The organism is Pseudoalteromonas gelatinilytica (assembly GCF_001641615.1).
In the GTDB taxonomy this organism is placed as follows: domain Bacteria; phylum Pseudomonadota; class Gammaproteobacteria; order Enterobacterales; family Alteromonadaceae; genus Pseudoalteromonas; species Pseudoalteromonas gelatinilytica.
Genome location: NZ_LRRU01000009.1, coordinates 22,825 through 35,733 on the forward strand (window position 1 = coordinate 22,825; position 12,909 = coordinate 35,733).

Genomic DNA, 12,909 nt, shown 5'->3' on the forward strand with positions numbered 1-12,909 from the left:
AGTTAGCGCCTTTTTTGTTGGGTTAAGAGTTTAGCCTCTTACCTTAATACCTTTTTTCTCCATACCGCGGTAGATGATCAGCATCTGTGCGATTGAGATAAGGTTCGATACTAACCAGTAAAGTACTAGGCCAGATGGGAACCACAAGAAGAAAATAGAGAATACAACTGGCATAAAGGTCATCATTTTTTGCTGCATAGGGTCAGTAACCGTCATAGGTTGCAGCTTTTGAGTGATGAACATACTTAAACCAAATAAAACAGGTAATACGTAGTATGGGTCCATTGCTGATAAGTCATTTAGCCATAAAATGAATTCAGCATGACGTAGCTCTGTTGATTCTAAGAATACGTAGAATAATGCTAAGAAGATTGGCATTTGTAGTAACAGCGGGAAACAGCCACCCATAGGGTTTACTTTTTCTTTGCGGTACATTTCCATCATCGCTTGACCGAATTTTTGACGGTCATCACCATACTTCTCTTTTAGCGCAGCCATTTTAGGCTGTAGTGCACGCATCTTCGCCATTGACGTGTATTGTGCTTTAGTAAGCGGGTACATTGCCGTTTTAACGATAACCGTGATTGCAATGATAGCTAGACCCCAGTTACCTAGGATGCTGTGTAACCACTTAAGTAGTACGAATAATGGTTGTGAGATAAACCATAACCAACCATAGTCTACTGTTAGGTCTAAGTCTGGGTGAATTGCTTCTAGTACATCAGACTCTTTCGGGCCCATGTAGTAAGTTGAGCTAAGTGTTGCTTGCGTACCAGCTTGTACGTTAACTGCTTCACCTTTAGTACCAATAATTGCCGCATTACCAGCAACTAACTTGCTGTAAAGGGTATTTTGTTGGTCTTGCTGAGGTACCCAGGCACTTACAAAGTAGTGCTGGATAAATGCAATGTAGCCACCAGCAGTGGTGATGTTAAGGTTTTTATCAGCCATGTCTGAGAAGCTGTACTTTTCGTATGGCTCTTCTTCAGTACCGTATGCTGCACCTAAGTAGTTTTGATCTACTAAGCTACCTTTGTCTTGTACAGTGCGTTTTACTTGCGTGTATAACTGAACTTGAATTGGGTCAGCTGTAACGTTGTTTACTGTGTACTCTAAACCTACAGCGTAGTCGCCTTTTTTGAATATATAGGTTTTAGTAAACGTCACACCTTTGCTGTCAGTAAACTCAAGTGGAACACGCAGCTCATCACCATTTAAAGTGAATGCTTTTTGTGTGGTTTTATAAACCGGACGGCCTTCAACTGTCGCATCTGGGCCATTTAAACCAATTAAGCCGCTTTGTGAGAAGTATTGTTTACCGTCAAACACACCAAGTAGCATGTAAGGAGTATCACTGCCTTTTGTCTCTTCGTACTGAAGTAAGTCTGCTTCAATAATGTCACCACCACGGGTGTCAATTTTAACAGTGAATACATCAGTTGTTACATCGATAACTGAGCGCTTTGCTGTAGTAGCAGCTGGCACTTCACCGTCAGATGATGCTGGAATAAAGTCATCAGATTCTGGTGTAGTTGCGCCTAGTGTTTGTGTTGTGGCACTTGGATCAGCTTTTGGTGCGTTGTAGTCGTTATTCCATTCTTGAAATAATAAAAACGACACAAGCATCAAGCCGATTAATAAAAACGTGCGTTGCGATTCCATAACAGCTCTTATTTCTCGTGTTGGTGGTTAATATGATTTTTTGCCGGTACGGGATCATCCCCACCAGCATGTAAAGGGTGGCATTTTAATATGCGTTTAACAGCTAACCAACTGCCTTTTACACTTCCATGCAAATTAATTGCTTGAATAGCATAACTAGAGCAGGTTGGGTTAAAACGACAATGCGGGCCTAATAGTGGGCTTATCCATTTTTGATAGCCGCGTATTAGCATGACTAAACAGCGCTTTGGAATAGCAACAAGTGGTTTAAGTAACCTCATGATGTGTCAGCCCCTGCGTTAATTTAGTCAATGGATACCATGAATTTAAATTCCTATCGTAGAATTTTAAATGCATGATTAAAAGGTGAGCTAAAGATACCTTAATTAAGCCTGTAATTCTATTGCTATCAGGCTTGTTTATTAGATTTAGCTGATTTATTCGGGCGTTTTTTGAAAGGTGGTGGTTTTGGTGCACCAGGCTTGCAGCGTTCGTTAATTTTTCGCCACAATTTATTAAGTTGTTTTGTTAGCTCGTCGTTTGACTGCTCATCAATACCACTTTTAACCATAAGCACAATATCAATGTTATCGAGTTTGTGTTGATTTAAACGAAAACTTTCGCGAGCAAGTCGTTTGATTCGATTACGTTGGCAGGCTTTTTTAACGCGTTTTTTTGCGACCGTAAGACCTAATCGAGGATTTGTTTGGTCATTGCGTTTAGCTAATAGGGTAAAAAAAGGAGTCGCAGCGCGTGCTGGTTCATTAAAGATTCGAGAGTAATGCGAGGGAGTTAACAGACGTAACTCCCTGCTGAAGCTAAAGTCTTCCACTTATATATTAAGCAGAAAGAACTTTACGGCCTTTAGCACGACGACGAGCTAATACTTTACGGCCATTTGCTGTTGCCATACGAGCACGGAAACCGTGTGTACGTTTGCGTTTTAAAACGCTAGGTTGAAAAGTTCTTTTCATAACAATTCCATCCGATCGGTTAAGGTTAAAACATCCTATGCAGGTCGCGATCCTGGCACAGGTGCCATTGCGAGCGCGAGATATTATAGATGAAGACAGCAAAAGTCAATCATTAAAACGCTGCAGAGGTAGTAATTATAAAGGATCCTTTTACGTGATCATATAGGATCATCATAAATAAGAAGTTTTCCACAGCCTCTGTATAAAAAGTGAATAAAAGCTTGGGAAAAGCCAATTCGATCGTAGAATTTGATCGCGATCTGCGTCTAAATTTGTTATGATCACTGTTCGAGCTTAAAAAATAATTTTCTTTAAAATCAATATTTTAATGTTTTATGTTGGCGAGATCATATTTTTCATAAAAATCAATCTTGTACTTGTGGATAAAGTACCTTCATAATAGTCGGTCTGGGCCAAGAAAGTTGGTCAAAGATTAGCAATAAATGTTTGATTTTCCATCATTAAAGATGAACGGGAATAAAAATTAAATCTCTGGGAGTTTAACTGTGTATCTGTCGGTTTGGCAAAGTTGTTTATATGTATTGCAAGATGAATTGCCTTCACAGCAATTCAGTATGTGGGTAAGACCACTTCAAGCAGAAAGTACCGAAGATACGTTGACTATATATGCACCTAATCGTTTCGTTTTAGATTGGGTGAGAGAAAAGTATTTAAACCGTATTAATGAACTACTCGTTGAAATTTGTGGTGATGAAGCACCAGAGTTACGTTTTGATGTAGGTAGTAAACCCATTTTAAATGCTCAAGCGGCATCAGCTCCGGCTGCATCGGAAACAAGTGCACCAGTGAGTGCGCAACATACTACCGAAAAGCAACAGCCAAAACCTGAAAAAGCAGCGGTAGAGCCTGCTCCAAAATCAGGTTATAAATCAAACATTAAAGAAAATTATACCTTTGATAGCTTTGTTGAAGGTAAATCAAACCAATTAGCAAAAGCCGCAGCGACTCAAGTTGCAGATAACCCAGGTTCGGCATTTAACCCTGTATTTATATATGGTGGTACGGGCTTAGGTAAAACTCACTTATTACACGCTGTTGGTAACGGTATTATGGCTAATAAGCCAGACGCGAAAATTGTCTACATGCACTCAGAGCGATTTGTGCAAGACATGGTTAAAGCACTGCAAAATAATGCCATCGAAGAGTTTAAACGTTATTACCGAAGTGTTGATGCATTGATGATCGATGACATTCAATTTTTCGCTAATAAAGAGCGCTCACAAGAAGAGTTCTTTCATACCTTCAACGCTTTACTTGAAGGAAATCAACAGATTATCTTAACTTCAGACCGCTATCCTAAAGAGATAGAAGGGGTTGAAGATCGCCTTAAATCACGTTTTGGCTGGGGCTTAACCATTGCTATTGAGCCGCCAGAACTTGAAACACGTGTTGCCATTTTGATGAAAAAAGCCCAACAAAGTAAAATCAATTTACCTCACGAAGTGGCCTTTTTTATCGCGAAAAAATTGCGCTCAAATGTACGTGAATTAGAAGGGGCGTTAAACCGTGTTATTGCTAATGCAAACTTTACTGGTCGTCCAATTTCGATCGATTTTGTAAAAGAAGCCCTACGTGATTTACTTGCACTGCAAGATAAACTGGTAACGATAGATAATATTCAACGCACTGTTGCTGAGTATTACCGTATTCGTGTGTCAGATTTACTCTCTAAACGTCGTAGTCGTTCAGTAGCAAGACCACGCCAAGTGGCCATGGCATTATCAAAAGAACTTACAAATCACAGTTTACCTGAGATTGGCGACGCCTTTGGCGGTCGCGATCACACAACAGTATTACACGCTTGTCGTAAAGTTAAATCACTCCGTGATGAAAGCCACGAAGTGAAAGAAGATTATCAAAACTTAATAAGAACCTTGTCATCTTAAGGCCGACTTTATTATGCAAATAACAATATCAAGAGAGCAATTTTTAAAACCTTTAGTTCAAGTGTCTGGTGCGATCGAGCGTAAGCACACCTTACCGATTTTATCGAACGTTCTGTTAGTTGTTGAAAACGGGCAACTTTCGATGACAGGTACTGATCTTGAAATTGAATTAGTAGCGAGTGTGTTTGTTGGTGAAGATACCACTGATACAAAACTAACTTTACCAGCTAAAAAGTTACTCGATATTTGTAAAAGTTTACCTGATGGCTCAGACCTTACATTAAGTAGCCAAGATCATCAGTTACTACTTACCAGTGGTAAAAGCCGTTTCTCTTTGACGACACTTGCGGCTGAGGATTTTCCTAATCTAGAGCAATGGGATGGTGAAGTAGAGTTTCAACTAACACGACTAGAGTTACGTAAGCTTTTAGAAAGCACACATTTCTCTATGGCTAATCAAGACGTACGTTATTACTTAAACGGTATGTCATTTGAAGTTGATAACGCAGACATTAAAACAGTGGCTACAGATGGTCACCGTTTGGCAATTGCACAAAAGCAATTACCACAATCTTTAAATACACAACGTCAGTTAATTATTCCACGTAAAGGTGTGCAAGAAATTATGCGCCTTATGGTGGCTGATGATGAATTAGTTACCATTCAATTTGGTGCTAACCATATTCGTATTATTGATACTGAATTTACGTTTACCAGTAAGCTGGTGGATGGTCGTTTCCCTGACTATCGTCGAGTATTACCGCGTGGTGGTGATAAAATTATTACTGCTAACCGCGAATGGTTGCGCAGTGCTTTTCAGCGTGTGTCTATTTTATCGAATGAAAAATTCCGTGGTGTACGATTAAACCTATCTGAAGGTTTACTAAAAATTACTGCTAACAACCCTGAGCAAGAGCAAGCCGAAGAGGTTGTTGAGGTAATGTATCAGGGCGGCGAACTTGAAATTGGCTTTAACGTTTCTTACGTGCTTGATGTACTAAATACATTAAAAACAGAAGATGTTGTTTTCACACTTGCTGATTCAAATAGCAGTGCGCTAATTGAAGGTGCGGGTGACGAAGAAGCTATGTACGTTGTTATGCCGATGCGCCTATAAGCTTGTATGAGTTTAAGTCATTTAAGCCTCAATAATTTTCGGAATATTGAGGCGCTGACACTTGAGCCGGTTAATGGCATAAACATTATCTATGGCGAAAATGGCAGCGGTAAAACTAGTCTCCTTGAGGCGATTTATTTCCTTTCTCACGGTAAATCATTTCGTACCGCCAAACATAAAAATATCATCAAGCATCAACAAGACAAGTTTGTGATACATGGTCGCAAAGCACTACACGATTTGTCTATTCCGATTGGAATTAGTAAGAACCAAGCGGGTGAAACATCTTTAAAGATTCAGGGAAAAACGAGCCGTAAAATTTCTGAATTAGCCCAGCTAGTACCTGTGCAGGTGATTACGCCAGAAAGCTATTCATTGTTTTTTGGTGGCCCAAAAGAGCGTAGAAAATTTCTCGATTTAGGATTGTTCCACGTGGAACATGACTTTTTTTATTTATGGCAGTCTTTTAATAAAGTACTTAAACAACGTAATGCCTTATTAAGAAGTAAACCAAGAGATTATTTCGAACAGATCAAGTTTTGGGACAAAGAATTTGTTAGACTAGCTGAGCAAATAAATAATTTAAGAATCGCGTATATAAGTAGGTTTAAGCAGCAGTTTTTTGATAAAATGTGTGCAGAATTAACGCTTGTAAGCGATTTAGAAATTAACTTTCATGCGGGCTGGAAAGAGAGTGAAACGCTCTCAGAGGCGCTTGAGCAAAGCTTTGAACGTGATGCCAAACAAGGTTTCACAAGTAAAGGTCCGCATAAAGCTGATTTTAGTTTTAGTGTTTCTGGTAACAGTGTAGAAAATACATTTTCTCGCGGTCAATTGAAGCTCTTGCTTTATGCGTTAAAAGTAACGCAAAATAGCTTAATTGAGTCAGAAACAGATAAGCAATCTATATTGCTAATAGATGACTTACCTTCGGAGTTAGGTGAAGATACAAAAGAAAAAGTGGGTCAGCTTTTGACTCATTGCGATTCGCAGCTTTTTATCTCATCAATTTTATCTGAAAGTATTTCTGCTGTGGTGGAACCCATGCAACGAGAACTAAAAATGTTCCACGTGAAACATGGCAACCTAATAACAAGATAAGTGGGATTAACCATGTCTGAGAATTACGATTCGTCGAGTATTAAAGTACTTAAAGGATTAGACGCAGTAAGAAAGCGTCCAGGAATGTATATAGGGGACACCGATGACGGTACAGGCCTACACCACATGGTGTTTGAGGTTGTTGATAACTCTATCGATGAAGCCTTAGCTGGTCATTGTGATGATATTTTTGTAACGATTCACTTAGACGGTTCTGTCTCTGTAAGAGATAACGGTCGTGGTATCCCTACATCTATTCATGAAGAAGAAGGTGTATCAGCGGCTGAAGTTATCATGACGGTACTTCACGCTGGTGGTAAGTTCGATGATAACTCATATAAAGTATCAGGTGGCTTACACGGTGTAGGTGTTTCAGTAGTAAACGCTCTATCTGAAAAACTACAGTTAACAATTCGTCGTGAAGGTAAACTGCATCAGCAAACATATACAATGGGTGTGCCAGATGCACCATTGGCAGTGATTGGTGAAGCAAGTGATACGGGTACTGAATTACGTTTTTGGCCAAGTGGTGAAACATTCACTGACTTAAACTTTCATTACGACATTCTAGCAAAACGTTTACGTGAACTTTCGTTCTTAAACTCAGGTGTAAGCATTATTCTTACAGATGAGCGCGAAGAAACGAAAACAGACCACTTTAAATATGAAGGTGGTATTCAGGCATTCGTTGAATACTTAAACCGTAATAAAACACCAGTACATAAAAGTGTTTTCCACTTTACCCATGAGCGTGAAGAAGACGGTATCAGTGTTGAAGTATCAATGCAGTGGAACGATGGTTTCCAAGAAAGCATTTACTGTTTCACAAACAACATTCCACAACGTGATGGTGGTACGCACTTAGCTGGTTTTAGAGCTGCATTAACGCGTACGCTAAATAACTACATGGAAAAAGAAGGCTTTAATAAAAAAGCGAAAACAACCAGTAATGCAACGGGTGATGACGCTCGTGAAGGCTTAACGGCTGTTGTCAGTGTTAAAGTTCCTGATCCTAAGTTCTCATCACAAACGAAAGATAAACTAGTATCAAGTGAAGTTAAGTCTGCTGTAGAACAAGCAATGGCAGAAAAACTAACAGAGTTCTTATTAGAGAACCCGGTTGATGCAAAAACAGTTGTTGGCAAAATTATTGATGCAGCACGTGCTCGTGAAGCTGCACGTAAAGCGCGTGAAATGACTCGCCGTAAAGGTGCAATGGATTTAGCCGGTTTACCGGGTAAACTGGCTGACTGCCAAGAAAAAGATCCAGCACTTTCTGAACTATACATAGTGGAGGGTGACTCTGCAGGTGGTTCAGCTAAGCAGGGTCGTAACCGTAAAAACCAAGCAATTTTGCCACTTAAAGGTAAGATTCTTAACGTAGAAAAAGCACGTTTTGATAAGATGCTTTCTTCTCAAGAAGTAGCAACTCTTATCACCGCGCTAGGTTGTGGTATTGGTCGTGATGAATATGACCCAGAAAAACTACGTTACCATCGCATCATTATCATGACCGATGCGGACGTGGATGGTTCTCACATTCGTACTTTATTGCTGACTTTCTTCTACCGTCAAATGCCAGAGATTGTAGAAAAAGGCTTTATTTATATTGCACAGCCACCACTATATAAAGTGAAAAAAGGTAAGCAAGAGCGCTACATCAAAGATGACCCAGCGCTAGTTGATTACTTAACATCATTAGCATTAAACAATGCTGCACTTTATACAAGTGAAGGTGCATCTGCACTTGAAGGTGAAGCGTTAGAAACGATTGTTCACGATTATCAAAGCACTGTTAAAGTAATTGAGCGTTTAAAACGTAAATACCCGAACACGGTAATGGAACGCTTAATCTATCAAAGCGAATTAACTGAAGCTGATTTATCAAATGAAGCAAAAGTTAAAGAGTGGACTAACACCTTAGTTGATGACTTAATTGCGCGTGACGAAGATGCAACTATCTTCCACGCAAGCACAGAGCATGATACTGAGCGCAACTTGTATTATCCAGTTGTGAATATCCGTCAGCACGGTGTTGATAAGGCTCATGTATTAAACCATGACTTCATCACATCACGTGACTATAAACGTATTGCTGCAACGGGTGCGAACATCGCTAACCTAATTGAAGCGGGTGCATACATTCAACGCGGTGAGAAAACTCAGCCTGTTGATAACTTTGTGGATGCGTTAGAGTGGTTAATTACTGAATCTAAGCGTGGACTATACATTCAACGCTATAAAGGATTAGGTGAGATGAACCCAGATCAGCTTTGGGAAACCACCATGGACCCAGATGCACGTCGTATGTTGAAAGTGACAATTGAAGATGCTGTTGCAGCTGACCAATTGTTCGCGACATTAATGGGTGACCAAGTTGAACCTCGTCGTGACTTCATTGAAACGAATGCACTACGCGTAGTTAACTTAGACGTATAAAGTTAAAATTGATATTTAAAAAAGGAGCCAACGGGCTCCTTTTTTTATTACTGAAAAAGCACAAACTGCTTAAAACCTTACTGCACACAAGGTATACTGAGAGCAATTTTCAGACTAAACGCACCAGATACTATAAGCCAAATATGCAAAAATATGACGTTAAAACCTTCCAAGGTTTGATCCTGGCTTTACAGGACTATTGGGCACAGCAAGGCTGTGTGATTGCTCAACCACTCGATATGGAAGTGGGAGCAGGGACATTTCATCCTTTAACATTCTTAAAGTCGATTGGCCCAGAGCCAATGTCGAGCGCGTATGTTCAACCATGCCGTCGTCCAACTGATGGTCGCTATGGTGAAAACCCAAACCGCTTACAACATTACTACCAATTCCAAGTAGTATTAAAACCATCACCAGAGAACATCCAGGAGCTCTATTTAGGCTCTTTAGCTGCTGTTGGTATCGATACGCTCACTGATGAAGTTCGCTTCGTAGAAGACAACTGGGAGTCGCCAACATTAGGTGCTTGGGGTCTAGGTTGGGAAATCTGGTTAAACGGCATGGAAGTGACTCAGTTCACTTACTTCCAACAAGTAGGTGGTCTAGAGTGCTCACCAGTAACAGGTGAGATCACATATGGTCTTGAGCGTTTAGCAATGTACATTCAGGGCGTAGATAGTATCTATGACCTAGTATGGGCAGACGGTCCTATGGGTCGTGTAACCTACGGCGATGTATTCCATCAAAACGAAGTTGAGCAATCTGCTTATAACTTCGAACAAGCAGATGTTGAGTTCTTATTTGCACAGTTTGATCACTGTGAAAAAGAAAGCGAAAAACTAATCGAAGCAGGCTTACCATTACCAGCCTATGAGCAAGTGATGAAAGCATCACATGCATTTAACTTATTAGATGCACGTCACGCTATCTCAGTAACTGAACGTCAACGTTATATCTTACGTGTTCGTGCTTTATCTAAAGCGTGTGCACAAAGTTACTATGATGCCCGTGAAGCACTTGGTTTCCCGCTTTGTAAGGATTAAGAATTAGCATGTCAGCAGAAAATTTATTAGTAGAAATTGGCACAGAAGAGTTGCCACCGAAAGCACTTCGTAAACTTGCTGAGTCATTTGCTGAGAACTTAACAGCAGAACTTGCAAGCTTAGAACTAGCACATCAAGGTGTTAACTGGTACGCGTCTCCACGCCGTTTAGGTTTACGTGTGACTGCGCTTGAAGCAAAGCAAAGTGACAAGGTAGTAGAAAAGCGCGGTCCTGCTGTAGCAGCTGCATTTGATGCCGATGGTAATCCAACTAAAGCAGCAATGGGTTGGGCACGTGGTTGTGGTATCGATGTAAGCGATGCAGAAACGATTGAAACAGATAAAGGTGCTTGGTTATTACATAAAGCACAAGTAGAAGGTCAATCAACAACTGCACTTATGAGCGATGCGGTAAACAAGGCACTTGCTAAATTACCTATCCCAAAACCAATGCGTTGGGGTGCGAGTAAAACACAATTTATTCGCCCTGTGCACACAGCGACTATTTTATTTGGTAGCACGCTGATCGAAGGCGAAATCCTTGGTAAGCAAGTTGGCAACCAATTACAAGGTCACCGTTTCCATCATCCAGAAAAAGTAACAATCAACCATGCTGATGATGTGTTTGAGGTGCTCAAATCAGCTTATGTTATTGCTGACTTTGCAGCGCGTAAAGCACAAATTCGCGAACAGATTGAAGCTGCTGCTAGCGCTGTAAATGCAAAAGTAGCGATGGATGAAGACTTACTAGAAGAAGTAACATCTCTAGTTGAATGGCCTGTTACACTAACTGCTACTTTTGAAGAAGCATTCTTAGCTGTTCCTTCAGAAGCACTTATTTATACCATGAAGGACGACCAAAAGTACTTCCCGCTATTAGACCAAGATGGCAACTTACTTAACAAGTTCCTATTTGTTTCTAATATCGAAAGTAAAGATCCAAGCGTGGTCATTGCCGGTAACGAAAAAGTTGTTCGTCCTCGTTTAGCTGATGCGCAGTTCTTCTACGAAACCGATAAGAAGAAAACGCTAGAGAGCCGTTTAGAGTCGCTAGATACCGTTTTATTCCAAAAGCAACTTGGTACGCTGAAAGATAAATCTGAGCGTATTAGTGAACTTGCAGGTTACATTGCTGAGCAATTAGGTGCGGATGCCGAGTTGGCTAAGCGAGCTGGCTTGTTAAGCAAAACAGATTTAATGACCGAAATGGTCATGGAGTTTACCGACGTACAAGGTGTAATGGGTATGCATTACGCTCGTCACGACGGTGAAGCTGAAGAAGTAGCACTTGCGCAAAACGAACAATATATGCCACGCTTTGCGGGCGATAACTTACCAACAAATGTGATCAGCTGTGCTGTAGCAATTGCTGATAAGTTTGATACGCTGGTGGGTATTTTTGGTATTGGTCAAGCGCCAAAAGGTGACAAAGACCCATTTGCACTTCGCCGTGCAGCAATTGGTGCATTACGCATCATGGTTGAAAAATCATTACCGCTAGATATCTTAGATCTTGTTGCTAAGTCACAAACTTTATTCGGTGAAAAGCTAACTAACTTAAACGTATCAACAGATGTGTTTGAGTTTATGCTAGGTCGTTTCCGCGCATGGTACCAAGATGAAGGTATCGAAGTTGATGTGATCCAAGCTGTGTTAGCACGTCGTCCAACTAAACCAGTTGATTTCGACCGTCGTGTTAAAGCGGTAAGTCACTTCCGTACATTAGACGCAGCAGAAGCGCTTGCAGCAGCAAATAAACGTGTAAGCAATATCTTGGCTAAAAATGACATCACAACACAAGGTGATGTGAATGAGAGCCTATTAAGCGATGAAGCAGAAAAAGTATTAGCGTCACACGTTGCTAAGTTCGCAACTGAGCTTGCACCTTTATATGCAAATGGCGATTACCAAGAAGCATTATCACAACTTGCGGGTATCCGTGAGAGTGTTGATAACTTCTTTGATAACGTCATGGTAATGGCAGATGATGAAGCGGTTAAACAAAACCGTTTAGCATTATTAAGCCAGCTAAGCCGTCTGTTTTTAGATATTGCTGATATTTCTGTACTTCAGAAGTAAGCAGTAGCCAATTGATAAAAGCCAGCTCTGTGCTGGCTTTTTTGTAGCATAAGGAACAGTAATGAAACGTGTAATTACTTTAGCATTAGCAGGCTTATTAACTGCCTGTTCTAGCCAAATGCAAATGCCAAGCATTGACGATATTCTGCCAAGCAAAGACCTCGACCGTACTATGTATTTACGTGGTGACTTTACTTTGTGGGATGCCGAACCTCAGTATCAATTAGAGCAAGTTGCACCGGGTATATTCCAAACCGAGGTTAAGTTTTCAACGCCTGGTAAGGTTTATGAATTCAAAGTAGCAGATGCTGATTTTAGCGAAGGCTATAACTGTGGTTACAGTGATATGGACCCAGCAGGGCAATCATTAGTTCTAGGCCAAGCCGCCAATGCCGACTGTAATACCATCTACAATTATTTCAGCTTTAAACCCGCTGCAAAAGGTGTGTATGTAGTGAGCTTTGATTACCGCAATAGTAATCAACCAAAAGTGACAGTAACGAAGAAATAGCTTTAAGCTGTCAGCTTTAAGTCGATCGAGTGAGCGTTTAATATTGAAAAATGCTCACTTTTAATTTTAATTGATTA

11 protein-coding genes are annotated in these 12,909 nt (G+C 40.5%); 7 read left to right on the forward strand and 4 right to left on the reverse strand.

Annotated elements, in window-relative coordinates:
* Positions 1-30: 30 nt before the first annotated feature.
* The 4 genes from yidC to rpmH form a co-directional block, all read right to left on the reverse strand.
* Entirely contained in the window at positions 31-1,662 is a 1,632-nt protein-coding gene (yidC, locus tag NH153_RS04385) for a membrane protein insertase YidC (protein ID WP_063701430.1), read from the reverse strand.
* An 8-nt stretch (positions 1,663-1,670) separates the two neighbouring features.
* The gene (gene yidD / locus NH153_RS04390; protein ID WP_054563758.1) at positions 1,671-1,943 is read right to left on the reverse strand and encodes a membrane protein insertion efficiency factor YidD; all 273 of its coding nucleotides are present in this window, start codon (positions 1,941-1,943) and stop codon (positions 1,671-1,673) included.
* A gap of 128 nt (positions 1,944-2,071) precedes the next feature.
* The gene (rnpA, locus tag NH153_RS04395; protein WP_063701433.1) at positions 2,072-2,494 is read right to left on the reverse strand and encodes a ribonuclease P protein component; all 423 of its coding nucleotides are present in this window, start codon (positions 2,492-2,494) and stop codon (positions 2,072-2,074) included.
* A gap of 7 nt (positions 2,495-2,501) precedes the next feature.
* The gene (gene rpmH, locus NH153_RS04400) at positions 2,502-2,636 is read right to left on the reverse strand and encodes a 50S ribosomal protein L34 (protein WP_008488847.1); all 135 of its coding nucleotides are present in this window, start codon (positions 2,634-2,636) and stop codon (positions 2,502-2,504) included.
* A 506-nt stretch (positions 2,637-3,142) separates the two neighbouring features.
* Here rpmH and dnaA point away from each other — a divergent pair.
* The 7 genes from dnaA to NH153_RS04435 all read left to right on the forward strand — a co-directional run bounded on the left by dnaA (position 3,143) and on the right by NH153_RS04435 (position 12,832).
* Complete coding sequence (gene dnaA, locus NH153_RS04405; RefSeq protein ID WP_063701435.1) at positions 3,143-4,543, forward strand: chromosomal replication initiator protein DnaA; 1,401 nt, start codon at positions 3,143-3,145, stop codon at positions 4,541-4,543.
* 13 nt (positions 4,544-4,556) lie between these two features.
* Complete coding sequence (dnaN, locus tag NH153_RS04410) at positions 4,557-5,660, forward strand: DNA polymerase III subunit beta (RefSeq protein ID WP_063701437.1); 1,104 nt, start codon at positions 4,557-4,559, stop codon at positions 5,658-5,660.
* Between the two features lie 6 nt (positions 5,661-5,666).
* Positions 5,667-6,761 (forward strand): DNA replication/repair protein RecF, encoded by a 1,095-nt coding sequence (gene recF / locus NH153_RS04415; RefSeq protein ID WP_063701439.1) that lies wholly within the window; start codon positions 5,667-5,669, stop codon positions 6,759-6,761.
* Positions 6,762-6,773: 12 nt separating this feature from the next.
* Positions 6,774-9,200 carry a DNA topoisomerase (ATP-hydrolyzing) subunit B gene (gyrB, locus tag NH153_RS04420; protein WP_063701442.1) on the forward strand — a complete coding sequence of 809 codons (2,427 nt, stop codon included), beginning with the start codon at positions 6,774-6,776 and terminating at the stop codon, positions 9,198-9,200.
* A 143-nt stretch (positions 9,201-9,343) separates the two neighbouring features.
* Positions 9,344-10,243, forward strand: coding sequence for a glycine--tRNA ligase subunit alpha (glyQ, locus tag NH153_RS04425; protein ID WP_054554789.1), 900 nt, complete (start codon positions 9,344-9,346; stop codon positions 10,241-10,243).
* 8 nt (positions 10,244-10,251) lie between these two features.
* Complete coding sequence (gene glyS, locus NH153_RS04430; protein ID WP_063701444.1) at positions 10,252-12,321, forward strand: glycine--tRNA ligase subunit beta; 2,070 nt, start codon at positions 10,252-10,254, stop codon at positions 12,319-12,321.
* A gap of 61 nt (positions 12,322-12,382) precedes the next feature.
* Complete coding sequence (locus tag NH153_RS04435; RefSeq protein ID WP_063701446.1) at positions 12,383-12,832, forward strand: early set domain-containing protein; 450 nt, start codon at positions 12,383-12,385, stop codon at positions 12,830-12,832.
* Positions 12,833-12,909 lie beyond the last annotated feature (77 nt).